A 23,949-nucleotide genomic window follows, 5' to 3' on the forward strand; every position below is an offset into this window, starting at 1 on the left:
TGAAATTTTCATTCAAAACATTAACCCCAGTCAATCTTTGATAAACATGGATAAAAGAAGTATAAAACTATTATTAGTGTTCTTTATAGTTACACTATGTAATTTACAGCTGTTTGCGCAGAACCGGAATATTACAGGCACTGTAACAGACGCTTTGGGTGATCCCATTATCGGTGCCAGTGTTCAGGTAAAAGGAACTTTAATAGGTACCATAACCGATCTGGATGGTAATTTTAAGTTAGAAGTACCACAAAACGGAACATTACAAATATCATTTATAGGATATAAATCTCAGGAGCTTGCGTTAGGTAAAGCTATTTACAACGTCACTTTACAGGAAGATAGTCAACTACTGGATGAAGTAGTTGTGGTTGGTTACGGCTCATTGAAGAAGTCGGATCTGACCGGTGCCGTGGTCAGTGCCAATATTAAAGACTTTGAGAAATCTCCCAATACCAATCTGATGCAATCTCTGCAAGGAACGGTTCCCGGCTTAAATATCGGGCAGGCCGCACAAGCAGGGGATAATCCAAGTATCTCTATTCGTGGAAAGAACACGATTTCTGGTAATACCAGTGTATTGATTGTGCTGGATGGTATCATCTATAACGGTTCAATGGCTTCTATCAATCCTGCCGACATCGAGTCTGTAGACGTGTTGAAAGATGCTAGTGCCACAGCTGTTTATGGAGCCCAGGCTGCTAATGGTGTTTTATTGCTTACTTCAAAAAGAGGTAAAGCAGGAAAAGCCAAGATCAATTTCTCGTCTTCTTACAGTTTCCAAAGTCCTACCAATAATCTGAAAACAATGAATCGTGAGCAGATTCTTGCGTGGGATAAAGAAGTTTTGTGGAGCAAGGCATATACTGAGGAATCGGGTTATACAAAAGACGATCCAAACTTTAAATTAATAGATTGGTTGCCTGACTCTTATCATAGAGATAGTGAAGGTAATATTGCTACTACCGACTTTGATTGGTGGGATGCGTTCACCCGTACCGGTTCAATTTTCGAAAACAAATTCAGTATTTCAGGAGGTACTGAGGCACTTTCTTATTTAATATCTTTAGGAAATACCACGCAAAAGAATATAATTGAAAATGATGATTTCGCCAGAAACAGCATTCGCGTCAATCTCGATACTCAACCTCGTAAATGGTGGAAAGCAGGTATACAGGCTTTTGGCTCATTCGTGAATAAAGATGGAGCCCAGACTTATTTGCCATATCTTACCCAGATGTCGCCTATGGCATCTCCATACGATAAAGACGGTAATCTGATTGCTTATCCTATGGAAACCGCTGTTGAAAACCCATATCATGGAACCCTGGTAGATGACTATGATCGTAATAATTTTTTCTTCGGCAATCTGTATTCTGAGTTTCAATTGCCGCTTAAAGGATTGACCTATCGCATTAACTTTGGTAATAACTATCGTATCAACGAACACCATTATGCCAGCAAATACGGTCAGAGTGGAAAAGGACAGGCTTATAAGGAACACTCAACTTATTATGATTATACCTTTGATAACATTCTCAACTATGCCAATGATTTTGGGAAACATGGTGTAAATGCCACATTTGTATATGGCGCTATTCGTCGTAAATATGGTAAGACCCGAGCAGAATCCAATACATTCAGTCGATTGGTGTTAGGATACAATAGCTTGCAACAGGGGAATACACAACTTGTAAAATCCGAAGCATGGAAAGAAACCCTCTTATATCAAATGTTTCGCTTGAATTATAAATACGATAATCGCTATCTCATTACTGCCACAGTAAGACGTGATGGTTTCTCCGGATTTGCGGCCAATAATAAAACGGCTATTTTTCCATCAGTGGCATTAGGATGGGTCATATCCGAAGAGGCATTTTATAACGTTTCCTGGCTCAACTACCTGAAACTACGTGGAGGATATGGTATCAGCGGTAATCAGACGTCAAGATACGCTTCACTGGCAAAGGTGGATTCTGAAATAGGTTATATATTCGGTGACAATGCATCTACCGGTGATATTCGCCAGGAACTGACATCGTTAGCTAATAAAAATCTTAAATGGGAAAAAACAGCAGGTTTGAACTTTGGTCTCGATTATGCGTTATTTGACAACCGTATTACAGGTTCTTTGGAGCTTTATCAAACAACAACCAATAATCTGCTTTACGATGTGACTATTCCTTCCATCACGGGATTCACCTCCATTTCATCCAATGTGGGTAAGATAAGAAATAAAGGTATTGAATTTACGATAACCTCACGGAACATCTCCACCAAAGACTTTGAATGGAGTACTACTTTCAATATCTCGTCCAATTCCAACAAAATCATCGAATTAACCGGATTGGATAGCGATGGCGATGGAAAAGAAGATGATTTAACAGCCAGTGGACTGTTTATCGGCCAATCCATTTCTGCGATCTACGACTACAAAGTAGATGGAATTTATCAGATCGGTGACGATATCCCTGACGGATTCTATCCGGGTAATTACCGTATTGTAGATACCGATGGCGTTGAAGGAATTACTACCAACGATAAAACAATTCTGGGTAAAACCGATCCGAAATACCGGTTTGGTATCATGAATAAATTCAGCTATAAAGGTATTTCCTTAAGCTTCTTTGTTAACTCAGTTCAGGGAGGTATTGGTAGAAACTCTGATTCTGTAACAAGAAGTGATAACGCTGTACGCTATAACCGTTTTACTGATCAGGTCGATAAATTCTGGTCGCCTAATAATCCGGGCGGAATCTATTCGAGGTCTGAAATAGCCGGTACAATTACCCCTTATTTATACCAAAAAAGAAGTTTTGTTCGTTTGCAAGATGTTACATTGAGTTACGATTTACCTAAATCATTTGTTTCAAAAATAGGGATTGATGGAATCAATGTTTACTTCAATTGCAAGAACCTGCTTACATTTACCAATTGGAATGGATGGGATCCGGAACCAGATTTTGAATATACAGACGATCATGGTAAGCACGTTTCAGGAAGTAGTTATGGTAACAGACCTGTTATGAAAAGTTTCACTGGTGGTATTAATATTTCATTTTAATAGTAAAACAGTATGAGAAAATATATATATATGGCGCTTTTTGCCACTTTATTATTCGCTTGTAATGAAGATAAATTCTTATCTGAAAAGCCATTAGATTTTATGAGTGGTGAGAATTCATATCTTACAGTTGCTGACTTTGATGCATCCGTGGTTGAATTCTACTATTTAGTTCGCTTTGAATTCTATTGTAATCAGGGTACCAGTTTGGATTATTACTCCGGGACCGACATGACGAGAGGAAGCGGAAAACATTCTAACCTGGCTACGGAACTGAATCCAAGTAGCGGGTCAATTAAAACACATTGGGATAACCTTTATAAACTCATCGCGCAAACCAATGTAGTAATTAGTCGCTTGCCCTCTTCAGAACTTACCGATGCCCAGAAAATAAAATATGAAGCTAAAGCAAAATTTTTCAGAGGTTTTGCCTACAGAACATTGGCTTATTTGTTTGGTGGAGTACCTTTGCAATTAGAAGAATTATCCTCTCCAAAAACAGACTATGTCAGAGAAACAAAAGAGACGGTTCTGCTACAGGCTATTGATGATGTAGATTTCGCAGCTAAGAATCTGGATGATATTACAGCTGTCAGAGATGGTGAAATCAGTTCATCCGCAGCTTATTTTCTGCTGTCAGAGTTGTATCTTTCCGTAAATAAAAATAAAGAAGCGGCAGAAGCTGCAACTGAAGTAATCGACCATCCCGCTTTAGATTTAATGAGAACACGCTTTGGAAGAAAAACTGATTTGGCTGGCGACGTTTATTCTGATTTGTTCCGCAGAGGCAATCAGAATCGTTCCGCAGGAAATACGGAAGGTGTTTGGGTTATTCAATTTCAGGAAGATATAACGGGAGGTGGTTCAAGTACTTCTTCTTATTTCTGGGATACCCCAAGTAATTATTTATTGGAAAGACATGCTGCACCTCAGGTTAACCACTTCCGGTTTGTAATTAATGGAACACAGGTTGAGCCATTCCTATGGCAATATAGTGATTATACCGGTGGTCGCGGTATTGGTATTTATTTTCCTGCACCTCACTTTTACACAACCGTTTGGGAAAGTGATTACACAAATGATATCAGAAATTCCAACTATAACTTTGTAAGGAAAATTAAATACAACAATCCTGATTTCATTAGCAAATATGGAACACTTGTAGGCGAGGAATTTGATGTGATGAATCCTAATTTACCTACCGGAGTAACATTTACCACAATTAGTGACGATTATCCGGATCAATTACCTAACCATTCTATGTTTGGTTATCAGGCTAAATGTACTACACCCTATGACCATCCGGACGCACTGTATGAAAATAAAGAAACAGGTAAACTCAAAGGTACAGCTGGTGGAACGTATGCAGACCAATATATGTTCCGCCTGTCGGAAGCTTATTTGCTACGTGCCGAGGCTTATTTGAAACAGAATGAAAAAGGCAAAGCTGCTGATGACATCAATGTGGTAAGACGCCGTGCAAATGCATCAGATGTAAGTGCTGCCGATGTAGATATAGATTATATCCTTGATGAACGTTTAAGAGAGTTCGGAATGGAAGAAAAGAGAAGATTTACATTGTCACGCACAGGCGAATTTTATAACAGGGTAAAGAACCTGAATCCATATTACAATTCAGGATACTCGGCAGATAAGAAGGATTTTCAGGAAACATATACACTGTATCCTATTCCACAATCGGTTATTGAAGCAAATAAAGATGCTGTGCTAGAACAGAATCCCGGATATAAGTAGCATTTAACCCCATATTAGTAGACATAGGTAAAAAGATTGGAATGGTTTTTTATTAACATTAGGTTAGGGGTACCAAAGGAGTTGGCGAATTTCCGTCAACTCCTTTATTTGCTCAAAATAAATCTGTATATTGAAACAATAATTTCCGTAAATGTATGAAAAGAATACTATTCCCTTTAATCAATTTATTATTTCTCACACTAAGTGTATCTGCCCAAAAACAGATACGCGTCAAGGAGGATTTTGATTTTGACTGGAAGTTTTCCAAAAGTGATAACAAAGATTACGCTCAATCCGATTATCCTGATGCGCAATGGGAAGATATACAGTTGCCGCATGACTGGAATCGGTACGATGAATTTGATAGAAAAGTCGGAGGTTCTTCTGGATTTACACCTGGAGGTATTGCTTGGTATCGGAAAACATTTAAAATACCAGTCTCTTACAAAAATAAAATCGTTACCGTGCTTTTTGATGGAATCTTCCACCAAAGTGATGTATATATCAATGGGGAGCATCTAGGTTTTCGTCCATACGGATTTTGCAGTATAGAATACGATTTGACGCCTTATCTGAATTTGGGTGGGGAGAATACAATTGCTGTTCGTGTAAATTGCACCGGAGATCGGCCTCGCTGGTATGCCGGAGCTGGAATTTATCGCCATGCTTGGTTGCAGATAACCAATCCGGTTCGTGTTGAAACTTACGGAACGTATATCACAACACCAAAAGTGAGTGAGGATCAAGCTGCTGTTGATATTGTAACCACCATTGCCAATAGCGATCGGGAAGAACAAACTGTTACCGTATTGCAACGCATTCTCGATGCTTCGGGGAAACAAGTTGCCAAAAGCGGAAATGAAAAAATTAATATTCGGGCAGGTGAGAAGGCTGATGTAAAACAAAACATGCTGGTAAACACTCCGCATCTGTGGGATATCGAATCGCCAACACTTTATACGATGGAAACAACCGTAAAAACCGGAAGTAAAGTGGCAGATGTCTATCATACAACCTTTGGTATTCGAACTATTGCTTTCGACAAAGACAAAGGATTCTTTCTGAATGATAATCACGTCAAACTCAAAGGCGTTTGCCTGCATTTCGATGGTGGTAATCTGGGTACGGCTGTGCCCAACCGTTCGAATGAACGCAAGCTGGAAATACTCAAAGAATATGGAGTAAACGCAATTCGTGCCGGACATCACCAACCCCCTACGGAGTTTCTTGATATGTGCGACAGGATGGGTTTTGTATTTATCGACGAAGCGTTCGACAAATGGAAATCGGGCTATTACGAAAAATACTTCGATGAGTGGTGGCAATGCGATATAGCGGACATGATTCTACGCGACCGTAACCACCCCAGCGTCATACTATGGAGTATTGGAAATGAATTGCAGGAAGCGTGGGATGACACCGATACAGGTGTGGAGCGCGCGCGTATGTTGCGTGATTTTGTGAAAAAGATGGAGCCTAGTCGTCTAACCATGCTGGCAGCACAGAACGGACACCAGGCAAAATTTGCAGGAGTAACCGATGTTACCGGATACAACTATCTCGAAGCACGAATGATCGGTGAGCGGGCGAAATACCCTGATCGCATCGTGTTGGTATCCGAAGAATTGCCCTATTTCCGGGGCGAAGAAGGCCGGATACGTAGTTATACCCCGCTTAATCCCTGGGAACTTGTCGAAAGCAACGATTTCGTAGCTGGCGGATTCATCTGGTCGGGTGTCGATTATCTGGGTGAAGCTGCAAACTGGCCTAGCAAAGGCTGGCCCAACGGGTTGTTCGACATTTGTATGTTCGAGAAACCCCGTGCCGCTTATCATCGTGCCAAATGGAATCCCGAACCCATGGTTCGCATAGCCGTTATGGATCAATCGCTTGATATCGATCACGGAAGAGACCTCTGGCAATGGCCCAAAATGGTTGCTCATTGGAATTTTCCCCGAAATTACGAAGGATTGATTATGGAAATACGTACTACTACCAACTGCGAAAGCGTGGAAATGTATCTGAACGATAAGCTGATGGGAAAACAACATACTAAAGATTTTACAAACAATACTATTGTCTGGTATCTTCCCTACACGCCTGGTAAACTCCAGGCCAAAGCCTATAATGGAGAAAAACAAGTAGCAACCTACCAGTTGGTAACTTCAAAAGAAACTTCGAAAGCCGTAGTAAAAGCCGATCAATCACAAATAAAAGCAGATGGGCAAGATCTGTCGCACATCACAATAAGTTTGCTCGACGAAGACGGTAATCTGGTACAGACCGATAATCGTAAAATAACTGTTACCATCAAAGGCGAAGGCCGGTTTTTGGGTATGGACAATGGTGATTTGCGACGTGAAAAGTCATGGGCAGGCAATGAGTTGAATACCTACTTTGGTAAAGCGTTGGTAGTGGTACAATCCACCCGCAAGTCTGGAATTATGTTTGTACATATAAAAGTAGATGGAATAGACGAGGAATACAAGGTAGAGATTGAAAGTAAATTGTAAAACTTAAATCTGCGTACCTTATTACGACAATCTTCCTTTGAGCCAACCTCAGTTCAAAATGGGAATGTGTACGTTTTTTTAAAGAATGTCCGCATCCTACACCGACAACACCCTATATTGTAGTACGCAATATGAGGTGTTGTCGGTGTAAAATATATCCGATAAAAAGATAAATGTCCACTATTTAAAATGCAGAAGCCTGTGTTACTGTTTTGAATTTAGATTCATTATATATCGAAAACTTCCTTTGGGCGACCCTTTAATTATTAGTACATAGAATAAAAACTCCATCCCTTTCATTTTACTTCCTGGAATAGCATTTCTATTTGCTGAAAACACCCTTGTTTTATCTGGTAAATTAGGTTTTATTTCTTTTCAAAATTTAATTTGGAATTTTAGATATTTTCACGTATCTATTTTTATAAAGCCTTTATGCTTACTTCTCTTTTTTTTATATTTTATTGATTTTAGTTGTCTGATAATTAGCGCTTTGTGTGTTGTGTCTAAAAGTGCTATAATCGTATTCAAAAGTAGCAAAACCGTATGGCTAGGAATTCTACTTTTGTTTATTGAGAAAAAGAATCAAAATAGTAACTCTTAAATTTAATACGAATGAAAACGATCAATGACAGTTAACCCGAATCACTTTCCATGTGAAAGAAAAAACGTTAGAGAACGAATAATACTAATCTTTAATTGATAGAAATGAAAAATGCAGTAAATCAAACTAAAAAGATTTCTTTCCTGCTTTTGTGTATGTTGTTTTACAGCTTGGTTATAACGGCGCAGAGTGGGATATTAATAAAAGGAACAGTCGTAGATGATAATAATGAATCGATAATTGGGGCTAATATTACATTAAAAGGCAATAATTCAATAGGTACAATCACAGATATAGATGGTAATTTTCAAATCACAGTCCCTAATTCAAATGCGGTTCTTATTATTTCATTTATTGGTATGACCTCTAAAGAGGTAAAGGCAGAAACCAGTAAGATAATGAAGGTGATGTTGGAATCCGATAATTTACAACTGGAAGAAGTTGTGGTTGTGGGGTATGGACAACAGAAAAAAGCGAGTATTGTTGGTGCTATAACACAAACCAACGCCAAAACTCTGGAACGCGCTGGTGGTGTTTCCAGTCTTGGACAGGCGCTAACAGGAAATCTGCCGGGAGTAATAACCACTGCTTCTACCGGTATGCCTGGAGATGAAGATCCGAAGATTGTGATACGCGCGCAGAGCTCGTGGAACAACAGCGATCCGTTGGTGTTGGTAGATGGTATTGAACGTCCGATGAATACCGTAGATATTTCTTCCGTAGAAACAATTTCAGTACTTAAGGATGCTTCGGCCACTGCTGTATATGGTGTAAAAGGTGCCAATGGAGTAATACTGATCACCACTAAACGTGGACAGGAAGGAAAAGCACAAGTTCAAGTAAAAGCCAATGCTACGGTGAAAGTAGCATCAAAACTACCAGAAAAATTGGATGCTTATGATACTTTTATATTAAAGAATAGCGTATTGGAACGCGAAATGGGAATTTACCCCAGCGGATGGGGGTATTATAAACCTATGGATATTATTGATAAATATCGTAACCCGGCTAATGATGAAGAGTGGGACCGTTATCCCAATGTAGACTGGGTAGACGAACTTTTCAAAAGTCACGCTATGTCTTACAATTTTAATACCAATGTGTCAGGTGGTACTAAATTCGTTTCCTATTTTGTTTCTGTAGACTTTGTACACGAAGGTGACCTATTTAAGACTTTCCAGAATAACAGAGGTTATGAATCGGGTTATGGTTACAATCGGTTGAACTTTCGTAGTAATCTGGACTTCAACCTGACAAAAACCACCAAATTCTCGACCAACCTGTTTGGTTCCAATGGCGTACGTACATTACCTTGGGGTGCAAGTACAGGCGACCAGACTTATTGGGCTTCCGCTTACCGTACGGCCCCCGATGCTATGCGTCCTGTTTACTCAAACGGTTTGTTTGGCTATTATGACCCACGGAAGACTGATGTTCCTAACTCTGTTTCAAGTATAGCCGTATCGGGTATAGAAAAACAAACAACAACCCAGATTAATACCGACTTTATCCTGACGCAGGATTTAAGCATGATCATCAAAGGGTTGAGTGTGAAAGCTAATTTCTCGCTGGACCATACTTTCCTCGAGCATGAACGTGGTATTAACGACGAGTACCATTCTCCACACCGTATGTGGGTAAATCCAGATAGCGGAGATATTCTTTATGAACAAGGTGAAGATTTTAAAGAACAAATAATTTGGGGCACTAAAGCTGGTACAATAGATAAAGGGCAAAATTATCGTAAACTCTACTATTCAGGACAGGTAAACTATGCTCGCCAGTTTGGTAAACATGATGTGGGTTTAATGGGACTTTTCAGCCGTGAGGAATGGGCAAAAGGTAACGAATTCTATCACTATCGCGAAGACTGGGCGTTTCGTGCTACCTACAATTATGCTATGAAATATCTTGCTGACGTTAACGGTGCTTATAACGGTTCTGAAAAATTTGGTCCGAATAACCGGTTTGCTTTCTTTCCCTCTTTTTCAGCTGGGTGGATGCTTAGCGAAGAAAAATTTATGAAATCGCTCAAATTTATTGATATGCTGAAACTGCGCGCCTCTTATGGTAAAGTTGGAGATGATAATGTAGGTGGACGTTGGCTCTACCAAAACCAGTGGGCTTATGGAGGTAATGTCGTAATGGGAACCGTAACAGCTGCTACGCCTTATACCGTTTATCGTATCAGCTCTTTAGGTAATGCGGATGTTTCTTGGGAAACCGTAGAAAAGAAGAACTTCGGTGTTGATTATTCATTTCTTGGAGGCCTTGTCTCCGGTTCGGTAGATATTTTCAATGACACTCGTTCTGATATCCTTGTTAATGGATCAGATCGCGCTATTCCTTCTTACTTTGGTGCATCGGCTCCGATTGCCAACCTGGGTAAAGTGAAAAGTAAAGGATATGAAATATCGCTAAGACTTAACCATGTTTTTAATAATGGTCTCCGTTTATGGGGAAATGCCAATATGACACATGCTACCAATGAGGTTGTATTTGCCGATGATCCTGAGTTGAAAGCTGCATACCGTAAAAAAGCAGGGTATGCCATAAACCAGAATCATTCGTTTATTGATAACGGATTCATTAATTCATGGGATGATCTGTATGGAACTACGGTTTCGGAAGCTAACAATGCATCAAAACTCCCGGGCGATTATGTAATTGTTGATTATAACGGTGATGGTATAATTGATGATGACGATCAAGCTCCTTACGAATATACCGGAACACCACAAAATACTTATAGTACGACTTTGGGTGCCGAATGGAAAGGTTTTAGTGTCACTGTTCAGTTTTATGGTGTGAACAATGTATCCCGTACCATTGATTTTCCAACTTTTCATTCCTCGTCAAATGTGGCTTATGTGGAAAGTCAGTACTGGAGTAAAGATGGTTCGGGGGAAATTCCAATGCCTCGCTACGGAACCTCCGCTCCATCCGGAGCCAATGGTACCCGATATATATACGATGCTTCTTACCTGCGTTTAAAGAATGCTGAGATTTCTTACACATTTGGCGGAAAGTCAGTAAAGAAATTCGGTATGTCCTCGCTGAGGCTCTATTTGAATGGAGACAACCTCTACTTGTGGACCGATATGCCCGATGACCGCGAATCGAACTTTAGCGGAAGCGGAAGTTTTGGTGCATATCCAACCATGAGACGTTTCAATTTGGGTGTTGATATAACCTTTTAATAACAAAAGAAGATGAAAAAATATTTTAATAAGATAGCATCTATAGCGTTTATGCTGAGTCTTCTGGTATTGGGTGCTTGTACTGATTACCTGGATAAGGCGCCACAGAGCGATATAGATCCGGATGATGCCTATAAGAATTTTACTAATTTTCAAGGATTTGTAGAGCATTTATACAACCACATTCCATTGATAACAGCCGAAGATTATCACAATAACTGGAATTATGGTGAAGATGAATATTGGGAACCTACCGAACAACGTTTAGCTGCCAATCAGTTTGACCAAGGTAATTATTGGGCATGGGAGACTGCTGCGTATTCATGGTTTAAAACTGGAGGAAATCCAAACAGTTTTGAGAATAATGATAATGATCCGGCTAAAAATGGAAAAGGAAATTTGTGGGGATTATCATGGATGGCGATTCGCAAAGCCAATGTAGGTCTTGCCAATCTAGATAAATTAACTGATGCCTCGACCGAAGAACGTAATTTAATAGAAGGGCAATTGTATTTTTTTAGAGGTTGGTTTCATTTTATGTTGATGCAATACTGGGGAGGACTTCCTTATATTGATGAAGAATTGGCTTCTAACACAATATTTAAGCTTCCACGGTTATCTTATCAAGAAACTGCAGACAAAGCCGCTGCTGACTTTGAAAGAGCAGCAACATTGCTCCCGGTTGACTGGGATGATACAACTGCCGGAAAAGCGACATTGGGGAATAATAATATTCGTATTAATAAAGTGATGGCGTATGCCTATTTAGGCAAGAACCTTCTTTGGGCTGGTAGTCCGCTCATGAATAATGTATCAGGGGGAAATGCTTCGTACAATGCCGAATTTTGTAAGAGAGCAGCTGATGCTTTTGTGCAAGCCTTAAAGATATGTGAAGATAATAAACGTTATGAGTTAGCTGATTTTTCGGAATATACTCAATTGTTCTACACTTATAACCAAAGTGGTAAAATCCCGGGATTAAAAGAAGCTATCTTCTATGAGAATTTAATAAAATCGAACGGTCGCTTCCGCTACAATCAGGTAAATGATTATCGTCCACCTAGTTTAATAAACGAAGGTATCAAATGTTATCCCACTGCCAACTATGTAGATCTCTATGGGATGGCAAATGGGCTTCCTATTCCCGACATAACCAAGCCGGATGCAGAATCGGGTTATAATCCGGAATATCCCTGGGTAGGCAGAGATCCTCGTTTCTATCATGACATCATGGTAGATGGAGAAAAATGTGTGTTGGATGCTTCAAGAGTCGGTGGCGATCTTGAACGTCAATATGCCAGCCTTTATGAGGGCGGACGTTTCAGAGATGACCCATTGAATAGAGCTAAATCCGTGTTTACCGGATATATGCTGTCAAAATATATCTCAAAATATAATAATTCGTGGGAAGGCTATAGAGACAATTGTGTAATGGTATTAAGTCTTATGCGCCTGGCTGACGTATATTTGATGTATGCAGAAGCAACGATTTATGGTTATGGTGGGGTAAACAGTAAAGCTACAGGATATCATCTAACACCAATAGATGCGGTTAATAAGATCAGGGAAAGAGCAGGCGTAGGCTTGATTAATAATAAGTTTACAGGCAGTACTGAAAACTTTATGAGCGAGCTTCGTCGGGAACGCGCAGTTGAACTGGCATTTGAGGGACATCGTTTTATTGATTTACGTCGTTGGATGCTACTTTTAGAAAGACCTTATACACTGAAAAAGGCTGTTTATTTTGATCGTGGCACGAATGACGATGAACTATACGCTGATCCGTTGAATGCTCGTGTATTGAATCTGAGGGAAGAGATATTGCTCGAAAGGAAATATGAAGAGAAACACTATTGGTTTCCTTTCCTGAGGGACGATGTAACTATGTATCCGGAGTTTGTGCAAAATCCAGGTTGGTAATAGTGGAATAATTTAATTGATATCAAAATGAAGAAAAAGATAATACATATAAGCTCTTTACTTTTGGTCATATCTATGCTGAATGTGAGTGATATAAAGGCACAGGACAGAAAAGACAGCCTTGTTAATGTTGCTTTCGGACAGGTTGACAAGGAGGATGTCATTGGAGCTGTTTCTACAGTCAATATAGCCGATTTAATGGAGAAAAGCTATTCTACTTATTCTCTTGATGCCATTCAAAGCATGGTAGGAGGATATACTGGAACTATCTGGGGGCAGGGAGCTTTGATTCTGGTCGATGGTATTCCTCGTAGCCAGTGGACTTTACACTCTACTCAGGTAGAGTCAGTTACAATCCTGAAAGACGCGAGTTCAGTGGCTCTTTATGGCAGCAAAGGGGCCAAAGGAGTGGTTCTTATCACTACAAAAAGAGGGATAGAGCAACCGCTGTCTATTAACGTACGTGCCAATACGGGTTTTTATGTACCAAAGACTTACCCAACTTATTTGAATGCTGCTGAATACATGACTTACTATAATGAAGCTTGTCGTAATGACGGAATAACCGAAAGGTATAGTCAGTCAACTATTTATAACACGATAACCGGTACGAATCCCTATCGATACCCGGATGTGGACTTTTATAGCTCAGACTATTTAAAGAAGGCATATAACAAAACCGACGTGATAGGTGAACTGTCTGGAGGAAATAAACATGCCCGTTATTACTCGAACTTCGGTATGACTTACGAAAATGATTTGGTAAAGTATGGCGAAAAGAAGGAAGATAATACACTCACTTTTCGTTTGCGATCGAATATTGATATGAATCTTACCAACTGGTTGACAGCTTCGGCCGATGCAGCAATCGTTATAGCCAATGGCTATTACGGGGATGGGGATTTTTGGGGACAGGCGGCTACACTTCGTCCAAACTGGTTTTCGCCATTGATACCGGTCGATATGATAGATACTAATAATAGCTCACTTCAGGCAATGGTTGGTAATAGTCGTCACCTGATAGATGGAAAATATCTTTTAGGAGGACTGTCTACCAACCAAACCAATGCCTTTGCAGATATGTTAGCCGGGGGGTATACTAAAGCGCGAAACCGTACATTTCAGTTTAATGTATGTGTAGGTGCCGACTTGGGAAGTATACTTAAAGGGTTATCTTTTAAAACAGCTTTTAGCGTGGACTATGCGGATTATTATTCGGAAGTGTGGAGCGAAGCTTATGCAGTTTACGAACCCACGTGGACTACAGTCAATGGTAAGGACATGATTAGCGGTCTAACCAAGTATAATGTGGATAAACCTTCCACCAATGAATCTATCGGTACCACTAATTATACGCAAACCATGTCTTTTAGAGCACAGTTCGACTACAAGCGTACGTTTGCCCACAACCACAATGTAAGCGGAACATTAATGGGGTGGGGATACCAGCAACAGTATTCCAGAAGTGACGATACTGACGAAGCAGGAAGTGATTACCACCGTATAAGCAATGTGAACATGGGGCTTCAAGCTGGTTATAACTATCAGCAAAAATATTATGTAGACTTTACAGGTGCATTAGTTCATTCTGCTAAATTACCTTCAAAGAATCGCACAGCATTCTCTCCTACATTTACGGTAGGTTGGCGGCTGAGCAATGAAGATTTCTTTAAAGATAATGTTTCATTCGTAGACGATTTAAAACTGACTGCTTCGTATGGTAAATTGCATCAGGATCTTGACATCTCTGACTATTACTTATATAAAACAAAATATAATACTCAGAGTTCCTATTTTCAATGGAAAGATGGTGGTCAAGGCGGGTGGTTTTCCGGTATTGAGCGTAGTGGCAATGCTGAACTGTCATTTGTGGAGAGAGAAGATTTTCGCATAGGATTGAATACTTCTTTGCTGGATGGATTGGTGTCACTGGATGCAAATTACTTTATACAAAATACGAATGGATTACTTACGCAAGGTGCTTCAACCACATATCCATCGTTTTATAGTAGCCTTTTGCCCTATATCAACTACAATAAAGATAAACGTACAGGGGTAGATTTCTCATTGAACCTGAAAAAGAAAATGGGCGAGGTGGATGCTACACTTGGATTCTCAGGAATGTATATCTCAACCGAAGCTGTTCGCAGAGATGAAGCTTACCAGGAAACCTATCAAAATCGTGCAGGAAGAGCTTTAGATTCTTATTGGGGGTATATCTGTGAAGGATTCTTTCAAGATCAGGATGATATTAACAATCATGCATCGCAAACATTCGGTACTGTGCAACCGGGAGACCTGAAGTATAAAGACGTGAATAATGATGGTATTATTGATACGAAAGATCAGGTCGATCTGGGACATAATGGATGGAGTGTTGCTCCGTTTAGTTATGGAATCAACCTTACTCTTAAGTGGAAGAATTTCACATTCTTCGCATTAGGGACAGGTCAGTCGGGAGCTATTGGTTTCAAAGACTCGTCTTATTACTGGGTAAGAGGGAGCAGCAAATATTCAGATATAGTTAAGGGTGCATGGACGGAAGCTACTAAAGAAACGGCTACTTACCCCCGGTTAACCACAACTGATAATAGCAATAATTTCAGGAACTCTACTTTCTGGATGTATAAAACCGATCGTTTTGACCTGAAGAGGATACAAATTACATATGACTTTCCGAAGTTTATGTTCAATAATTCTTTTGTAAATGCCCTGAGTGTGTATTGCAATGCTGATGACCTGTTAACCATATCTAAAGAACGCGAACATATGGAGATGAATGTTGGAAGTTCGCCTCAATGCCGTTTCTTTAATGTCGGTGCTAAAGTGTCATTCTAAATTAACATAGTTGAATAATAGAATATGAAAAAGAATATATTATTTATTTTGACGATTGCTTTGATCTTTTTAAGCTGTGATGACTTGTTTTCTCCTGCTAATGAGAATTTCAAAGATCCATCTCACATGTACACTGAGCCAACTTTTGCACAAAGTTTCCTTATGAGGGCTTATTCAAAGATGCCTGGTTATTATGATAATAGTGATTATGCTACAGATGATGCGGTGACTAATCAGAAAAGCAATAGTTACTTGCAGGCAGCTACAGGTACCTGGACTGCAAATAGCAATCCCTTCAATCGTTGGGGTGATAGCTTTGACGCGATTCTTTATATTAATTACTTCCTTGATTATATTGACGGAGTTTCATTTGTGAATAGTGAAGAAGTGAACCAGCTGATGCGTATGCGTATGAAGGGCGAAGCGTATGGTATGCGTGCATATCACATGTACTATCTGTTGCGCAACCATGCAGGATATACAATAGACGGACAGTTGATGGGTGTACCTATCATCAAAGAATTTTTGGAAAGTACTGTTGATTTCAATTTGCCACGCGCTACATTCGCTGACTGCCTGCAATTTGTTTATGAGGATTTGGATAAGGCGGATGAACTATTACCTATGGAGTATAAAGACTTGACTTCTTCCAATGATATACCCGAAAAGTATAGGTCTATCACAACAGAAACAGCGCTTTATAACCGGGCGATGGGTGTGAATGCCCGTCAGCTATGTAGTGGATTGATCGTGCAAGCAATTCGCTCCAGAGTATCTCTTCTGGCAGCTAGTCCCGCTTTTCTGGATGGTAGTAACTCTGCATGGGAAAATGCGGCTAACTATGCGGCACAAGTGGTTGAATATGCCAATGGAAAGCCTGCTGCTAATGGACATACATATTATACAAACACCTCTGAAATTGACGGTTTGAGCGAAGGCTCCAATCCGCCAGAAATGATTTGGAGAGCAAATCTGTCGACTAATAACTCCAGTCAGGAAGAGCAAAACTTTCCACCCACATTATTTGGTAAGGGATATATGAACCCTACCCAGAATCTGGTAGACGCATTTCCAATGGCCAATGGTTATCCTGTTAACTATTCCGACCCGACAAAAAGCGGATACAATGCTTCAAATCCTTATGAAGGAAGAGACCCGCGTTTGGCTGCTTACATTATCTATAATGGAAGTACAGCAGGGGCTTCAAACTCTGTGATTTATACAGGTGGTGCATCGGGGAATGATGGTGTAAATGCTCTGGAAACTTCTACCCGTACAGGTTATTATATGAAGAAACGTTTGCGTATGGATGTAAATCGTAATCCGGCTTCTATTACTGGGAAAACGCATTATGATCCTCGTATCAGATATACAGAGATATTCCTGAATTATGCTGAAGCGGCAAATGAGGCTTGGGGACCCACAGGGAAAGGAAGTCGTAGTTATTCTGCTTATGACATCATCAAGGCTATTCGCGAAAGAGCCGGAGTGGGTAAAGACAATGGCGATCCTTTTCTGGAAGAATGTAAAGCTGACAAAAATAAAATGCGTGAGTTGATTCGCAACGAACGCCGCTTGGAACTTTGCTTTGAAAGTTTCCGGTTTTGGGATATGCGTCGCTGGGGAATGAACTTGACGGAAACCGCTCGTGGGGTGGATGTAAATAACAATGTATACACTTTCTTGAATGTGGAAGAACGTGTTTACAAAGATTATATGCAATATGGCCCCGTGCCTTATTCAGAAACATTAAAGTATGATAATTTGATTCAGAATAAAGGATGGTAAATCGTTATTGTAAACAGAATTTTAATTCGAAGGATATGAAGAAAAATAAAAGATATATATGGCTGGTGTTTATTGCTACTTTGATAACATCATGTAGTAATCAGGATGTGGACTTTCCTGACTTCGATTACCAGACGGTTTATTTCGCCAATCAGTATTATGCACGTACAATAGAACTTGGAGAAGACTTATATGTAGATAATTCTATTGATAATGAGCATAAAATGTTGATCAAAGCGACAGTAGGAGGAACTCGTAATAATGATAAAAAAAGAACAATCAATTTCAAAGTGGATGAGTCTCTCTGTAATAATCTCTATTTTGTGGATAATGACAATCCAGTTGTTCCTATGCCTGCTTCATATTATAAGTTGGCTGGTAACCAGATCGTCATTCCTTCGGGCGCCCTTTCTGGGGGAGTAGAGGTGGAATTAACGGATGCATTTTTTGAAGACCCTAAATCGCTTACTACAAATTATGTAATTCCATTAGTAATGACCGATGTACAAGGTGCTGATTCGATTCTACAGGGTAACCCGCAGCTAACTAATCCCGACCGTTGTATCGGTAGTGATTGGACTGTGCTACCTAAGGATTTTGTTCTTTGCGCAGTGAAATATGTGAATCCTTGGCATGCAATTTATGTAAGAAGAGGGGTTGATCAGATTACAACTAATAGTACAACGACTACGAATGTTCGCCATAAACAATATGTAGAGAATGATGAAGAGGTAAATATCACTACTAATTCTTTAACGAAAGGTACATTGGCTCTAAACATAAAAGATAGTGAAGGCTATACGGTTAACTATGATGTACTTCTGAACTTTACCGATGATGGTATTTGTAGTGTTAGCGGAAGTACAGATTCTTATGAAATATCCGGTTCGGGTAAGTTTGTATCGAAAGGTGAAAAAAATAGTATCGGAGGCCTTGACAGAGATGCACTTTATCTGGAATATAATGTGGATTTCAAGAATCTGAACATGAAATATGCTACTAAAGATACATTGGTGGTTAGAAACAGGGGAATAATACCCGAGTATTTTTCTGTAGAAAGAAAATAATTTTAAAACGAAGAAAGTATGAAATACATAAATAAATTATTTTTGGTTGCTACAGCATCTGCTCTATTGATTTCTTGTGCAGATCTTGATTATAAATCAGATCTGTTGGTAGAGAAACCGGATGATGTAGCTAAAGCTGAATACCTGAATAGTTTTGATTTGTTGAAGTCTTATATCACCAAAGATAACAACTCTCCTTTCAAACTTGCAACTTTCATCTCTCCTACGGCTTTTGAAGCTAAAGAGTTGGCTTATTCTACAGTGTTGAACAACTTTGAAGGCATTGACGTCAATGGAGCATTCCTTCCTGTCGATATGCAAAATACAGACGGGACATGTGACTTCAATAATGTAAACTCCATTGGTAGGGCTGCTAAAGATGCTGGTATTACTATATACGGAGGAACCCTCTGCTCTAATCAGGGCCAGCCTGCCGCTTATTTGAATAAGTTGATTGAACCAACCGTGATTCATCACGAAATGAAAAAAGGTACGGACAAAGTTCTTGACTTTGAAGAGGAAGTGATTGGTACGGAACTCATGTCCATTCAAAAAGACGCAAGCAAGAAGTATAATACCCGCATTGAGAAAGATCCTGTTGATGGTAATAATAAAACAGTCTATGTGGGGCCTAATGGAGATGGGTATTCAAGAGACTATTATCTCCCGATAGTAAGAGTAAAACTACCTGATGGAAAGACATTGGCAGATTATCAGAGCTTGAGTTTTGACGCATATTTCACTCCCAGTTCCAATACTGGTCAATTCAGATTGTATTTTTATTCCGCAGACGGAACTCGGAACCAATTTAATTTAGAAGATGCGGCTAGCTTAATAGGAGGTATAACGGGTAAGTGGCAACGCGAAATTACTGTCAATCTACAGAAAGAATCTCTCACAGCTCCTCCTTACGGAATCGCTTTGCCCGCCAGTGTGGCAAGTCTTAATGAGTTTGATATGGCTTTCGGGGTTGCGAGTTACAGTGCGGATTTCTATCTTGATAACATTAGTTTCAACTATGAAGAAACAATGGTTGGTGAATTTATTTTTGCTGATTTTGAGAGCGATAATATCGGTACCACCTATCCTTCCGTACAAAAGTTCGGCGACGACAGGCTCACTATTGAAGTTGTGTCCGATCCCGCAGGAGGTGATGGTAAAGTGGTTCAGGTTGGTCCTAAAAAGTCAGTGAACGAATATCACCTGCCTATGTTTGACGTGAAACTCCCAGCTGGTAAGACGCTGGGTGATATGAATGGCATAACCCTTGATGCCTATTGGGATGGAAGTGGAAATAACGGAGATATACGTGTGTACTTTTTACCTCCCGGATGGACCAACAGAGATCAATATAGGTATCAAAATTTCTCACTTGGTGATATAGTAGGTAATACACAGAATAAATGGGTGCGTAAAGCTACTATCGGTATACAAGGTGAAGGTGTATGCTCGTTCACAATTTCAGATGACCTTAAAGGTCTCACTGAATTTCAGATCGCGATCGGCCCTTGTACTCACACTCCGTTTTTTTATTTGGATAATCTTGGCTTTACCTGGCAATCGGAAGGTGGAGATGAGATTATTGAAAAAACAGATGAAGAAAAGAAGGCTATTCTTACTCCAGAACTTGAGAAGTGGATTGCAGGTATGGTTGAAGCCGGAGGTGAAAATATTACGATATGGGATGTGATAAGTGAACCGTTAGATGATACCAATAATGAAAACACCTTCAACTGGGGTGAATATCTAGGCGAGAAGGAGTATGCGCGTGTAGCTGTGAAGACAGCGCGAGAATCGTTAGAAAGTGAACTTAAACTCTTTGTAGGCAACACATTCTATCAAGGTATCGATATCAGTGGAAATGCGGATAAACTAATCGGTCTTGTTCGGGATTGGGAAGACAAAGCGGATGATGCTACGAATACAACTGTGATAGACGGATATAACATCCGTTTGAATGCCGTATATTCTGAAAATGCTACATTTCAATCAGCCTACGAACAAGAAATTATTGATCTGTTTACTAAGTTTGCCGCGACGAAGAGACCTGTACGTCTGTCTGGTCTTAGTGTAATGATAGAGGACGAGGGTGGAAATTTCATTTCTTTTGCTAAATCATTAAGCGCCCAGCGTGAAAGAGCCGCTGATTTTCTAGCATTTATCATGAAACAATACCGCCTATTGATTGATGCGGAATATCAATATGGTATATCTTTCGCAAGCATGACCATTACAGATGGTGGTAGTACCCTGTGCCCGTGGACATCCGGGTTCGGACGTACTGAAATATATGAAGGTATTGTAAATGGATTGAAAACAGACAATGCAGAGTAAGATGTGTTTTTAATTAAATTAGATTAAATATCCATGAAACAAATATTTAGAAATTTTCATATAGTGAAATTCATGCTGTTTGCCATTTTTATATTGGCCTTGTGTGGATGCAAAGATGATGATATAGAAACGACTCCCAACGGAGGTGAATTGGTAAATAAAACGGTCGAAGAAATCAATTCTAACCTCAGGGCTTTACAAAAACTCGTTACTGCTCAAGACGCAGACAAAGCCGTAAAAGTTTGTACTCAAATCTCCAATTCCACCTACAAGGTGGAATTGGAAGATGGTAACAGCTTCAATGTGCTGACTTTTGTTACTACGATAGGAAATACCGAAGGACCTGTGTATTCTCCTGTTATCAGTACTTTGAAAAGTGGCAATACTTATTTTTGGACGCTTGATGGCGATTTTCTTACGATTGCGGATCAGAAGCTGGAAGTTATCGGTGAAGAAACACCGGTAATTGGCATTGACTCTGATAATTATTGGACGGTGACATATGGTACAAATGCGCAGCGTCTGAATAGGAAAGTGGAAAATGGGACAGTAAAAAGTCTTTTCGATGAAGTGATTCTGACAAAAGATAAAGAAGTGAAGTTCTCCCTCAGGGGTGATACTCCTTTTCTTACATTAAGCAGAGTTTTCGGAGGAGGGGTTGATCCTATAGAACCAACGGGAGTTTTACGGCGTCCCATCTCTCCCGAAAATCCGGCATGGTTTATTCACATTGATTCGTGGAATACTCCCGATCCCCAAGCTATTATTGACCTTATTCCGGATGATATTCGTCCGTATGTCGTCTTCAATATATCACTTTCTATTTCGCGTGGAGACAATGGTGATTTTAACAATGTGGCTTATGGCTATGAAACAGCTAAGTCTTGGTTGCGTACTTGTGCAGAGAATAACGTTTGGGCTATGGTACAGGGAGCCAGTGGTGGTATATGTCATTGGCCTGACTATCAAAGTTATTCTCAATTTCAAGGTAGCCTTTTTGAAGAGTTCTATCGTGACTATCCCAACTTTATAGGTTTCAATTATGCCGAACAGGGTTGGGGATTCGGAAGTAATTCTGCTACCTATGATGAACGATTGCAGCACTTTGCAGGTCTGATGCAGTTGAGTAATGAATATGGTGGTTACTTAACTGTTAGCTTCCTTAACCCTAGCGGTGCGGCCTCTAATTCAGGTGTCGCTATGATAAAGAGAAGTAGCAATTTTGCTGATGCTTGCAAAAAATATCCTGAAAACTTTATTTCTTGCGAAAAATATACGCAAACTTATGGTTTCTTCGATATGGAAAGCACTTCTCTTGGCCTTTTTGTTTCAGGATTTGCGGGAAACTATGGCATGCGCTTTGATCAATGCGGGTGGTATAGCGATAAAGCTAAAGGTGAGATGGGATGGAATAATGATTCAGACTTCCCCGTGGCTACAGGCGCTATTCCTATTATAGAACATACTATGTTCACCGGACAAACAGTATTCGATGGTCCTGAGCTTATCTGGCAACAAAGTTTCAAAGAGGTAGGGACATCAAGTGCAGGAGATGGCTTTACCAAACGTAACTGGGAGACGTTCAAACAGTTTGATAATATTAATGTGGATATTTATCGAAAGATTATTGATGGTACTATTCGCATTCTGAGTCGCAAAGAAGTTATCGACCGTACTAAGTTTGTGGTGGTAAACGATATAAATCCAACTGGTTCTAATTACGATCCGGGGTATTCTGCTCCTGCCACTCTTTTCAAGGGACTCTATCTCATGGATGAAGATGGTATTCAGACCGATCATCACCTCTACTTCAAGAAGACAGGGCGTTATCCGGCAATCCCAACTGTGGCAGAATTGGCAGATGATCTTGCTAATAGCTTTATATATAAAATTGAGGCTTCTCAGTTTAATTCAGGAACGGGTTGGGGCGATATAAAGATAAAGCAAAATAAGTTTAACACGGTTTTCCCAGAAGAGTATACCAGTAACGGCATGTATGCCGGCCGTCATGAGAATGCATGGGTGGCTTATAACTGCTACGCTGATACTAAAACGGCCTCCATTCCTTTCAAGTATAACACTTGCGAGAAGATGGAACTGTCATTTGGTAAGTATTCTGTGGCCGCTATCAAGGAGCATGCCAATAAAGTTGACTTCTACTTGACCAATTACACGGAGAACGCTGCCCAGACTACTGATGTAATTAAAATATATGGAAGTTCTTCTAAACCATCGTACACTTACACAAATCGCGTTTCCGGTAATTCGTGCTCTGTAAGTGAGGAATGGAAAGACAATGTTCTTTCGTTGACTATTAAGCATAATGGTGCAGTAGATATTTCTGTAAACTGCTCCGGAACAGCTACCGGTCGTGAGACTTCCTATACGCATGCACAGGTAAGTACACCACTTAATCCGGATATGTACGAAGGACCACGGCAATATGAAGCAGAATATTTTGAATATAAGAATGTAGCCGAAGTTTTAAAGAATGCTATCAAAAATACCGGTTCGTTGAAAAACTATACTGCATTAGGATATCTCAACTTTGGTAACAGTTCTGATGCTTCGGTACGTGATCAGATTTCTGTAAATACAGATGGCACTTATACTATTAAAATTAAGTATAATGCTCCAACCGCCACAGTCAATACTGTTGACCTTTATATTAATGGTTCGAAGGTTACTACACCGGAATTTGCACAAACAGCTTCTAGCGACGATCCATGGCAAACAGTAGCCGTCTCTGTATCTTTAAATAAGGGCAAAAATGTGATGGAATTTAAGGCTAATGCTAGTGCTGTTGGTGAACTTTATTTTGATAACATTATAGTCGAAAGCATCTCGATAACTAATTAAATCGTCTTAT

The 23,949-nt window shown here is 39.9% G+C and carries 10 protein-coding genes; all 10 read left to right on the forward strand.

Translation table 11 applies throughout. The annotated features are described in order from the left end of the window. Positions 1-46: 46 nt before the first annotated feature. On the forward strand, positions 47-3,064 hold the full coding sequence (locus D0T87_RS06300) for a TonB-dependent receptor (RefSeq protein ID WP_163173910.1): 3,018 nt from the start codon (positions 47-49) through the stop codon (positions 3,062-3,064). A 12-nt stretch (positions 3,065-3,076) separates the two neighbouring features. Further along, positions 3,077-4,819, forward strand: coding sequence for a RagB/SusD family nutrient uptake outer membrane protein (locus D0T87_RS06305; RefSeq protein ID WP_163173912.1), 1,743 nt, complete (start codon positions 3,077-3,079; stop codon positions 4,817-4,819). A 155-nt stretch (positions 4,820-4,974) separates the two neighbouring features. After that, positions 4,975-7,332 carry a sugar-binding domain-containing protein gene (locus D0T87_RS06310; protein WP_163173914.1) on the forward strand — a complete coding sequence of 786 codons (2,358 nt, stop codon included), beginning with the start codon at positions 4,975-4,977 and terminating at the stop codon, positions 7,330-7,332. Positions 7,333-8,031: 699 nt separating this feature from the next. After that, complete coding sequence (locus D0T87_RS06315) at positions 8,032-11,133, forward strand: TonB-dependent receptor (RefSeq protein ID WP_163174031.1); 3,102 nt, start codon at positions 8,032-8,034, stop codon at positions 11,131-11,133. A gap of 12 nt (positions 11,134-11,145) precedes the next feature. Then, on the forward strand, positions 11,146-13,053 hold the full coding sequence (locus D0T87_RS06320) for a RagB/SusD family nutrient uptake outer membrane protein (RefSeq protein WP_163173916.1): 1,908 nt from the start codon (positions 11,146-11,148) through the stop codon (positions 13,051-13,053). A 27-nt stretch (positions 13,054-13,080) separates the two neighbouring features. Continuing rightward, positions 13,081-15,891, forward strand: coding sequence for a SusC/RagA family TonB-linked outer membrane protein (locus D0T87_RS06325; protein ID WP_163173918.1), 2,811 nt, complete (start codon positions 13,081-13,083; stop codon positions 15,889-15,891). 24 nt (positions 15,892-15,915) lie between these two features. Next, a complete protein-coding gene (locus tag D0T87_RS06330) occupies positions 15,916-17,679 on the forward strand; it encodes a RagB/SusD family nutrient uptake outer membrane protein (RefSeq protein ID WP_163173921.1) in 1,764 nt (587 codons plus the stop codon). 35 nt (positions 17,680-17,714) lie between these two features. Then, on the forward strand, positions 17,715-18,746 hold the full coding sequence (locus D0T87_RS06335; RefSeq protein WP_163173923.1) for a DUF5627 domain-containing protein: 1,032 nt from the start codon (positions 17,715-17,717) through the stop codon (positions 18,744-18,746). An 18-nt stretch (positions 18,747-18,764) separates the two neighbouring features. Beyond that, positions 18,765-21,080, forward strand: a complete 2,316-nt coding sequence (locus D0T87_RS06340; protein WP_163173925.1) for an endo-1,4-beta-xylanase — start codon at positions 18,765-18,767, stop codon at positions 21,078-21,080. Between the two features lie 33 nt (positions 21,081-21,113). After that, complete coding sequence (locus tag D0T87_RS06345; RefSeq protein WP_163173927.1) at positions 21,114-23,939, forward strand: glycoside hydrolase family 98 domain-containing protein; 2,826 nt, start codon at positions 21,114-21,116, stop codon at positions 23,937-23,939. The last annotated feature ends 10 nt before the right edge of the window (positions 23,940-23,949 follow it).

Origin of the sequence: Bacteroides sp. 51 (assembly GCF_010500965.1) — a bacterium.
Lineage (GTDB): Bacteria > Bacteroidota > Bacteroidia > Bacteroidales > Bacteroidaceae > Bacteroides.

Bases quoted from the DNA above. Each gene is read 5' to 3' on its own strand.
- D0T87_RS06300 (WP_163173910.1), top strand. From the start codon at position 47: ATGGATAAAAGAAGTATAAAACTATTATTAGTGTTCTTTATAGTTACA.
- D0T87_RS06305 (WP_163173912.1), top strand. From the start codon at position 3,077: ATGAGAAAATATATATATATGGCGCTTTTTGCCACTTTATTATTCGCT.
- D0T87_RS06310 (WP_163173914.1), top strand. From the start codon at position 4,975: ATGAAAAGAATACTATTCCCTTTAATCAATTTATTATTTCTCACACTA.
- D0T87_RS06320 (WP_163173916.1), top strand. From the start codon at position 11,146: ATGAAAAAATATTTTAATAAGATAGCATCTATAGCGTTTATGCTGAGT.
- D0T87_RS06325 (WP_163173918.1), top strand. From the start codon at position 13,081: ATGAAGAAAAAGATAATACATATAAGCTCTTTACTTTTGGTCATATCT.
- D0T87_RS06330 (WP_163173921.1), top strand. From the start codon at position 15,916: ATGAAAAAGAATATATTATTTATTTTGACGATTGCTTTGATCTTTTTA.
- D0T87_RS06335 (WP_163173923.1), top strand. From the start codon at position 17,715: ATGAAGAAAAATAAAAGATATATATGGCTGGTGTTTATTGCTACTTTG.
- D0T87_RS06340 (WP_163173925.1), top strand. From the start codon at position 18,765: ATGAAATACATAAATAAATTATTTTTGGTTGCTACAGCATCTGCTCTA.
- D0T87_RS06345 (WP_163173927.1), top strand. From the start codon at position 21,114: ATGAAACAAATATTTAGAAATTTTCATATAGTGAAATTCATGCTGTTT.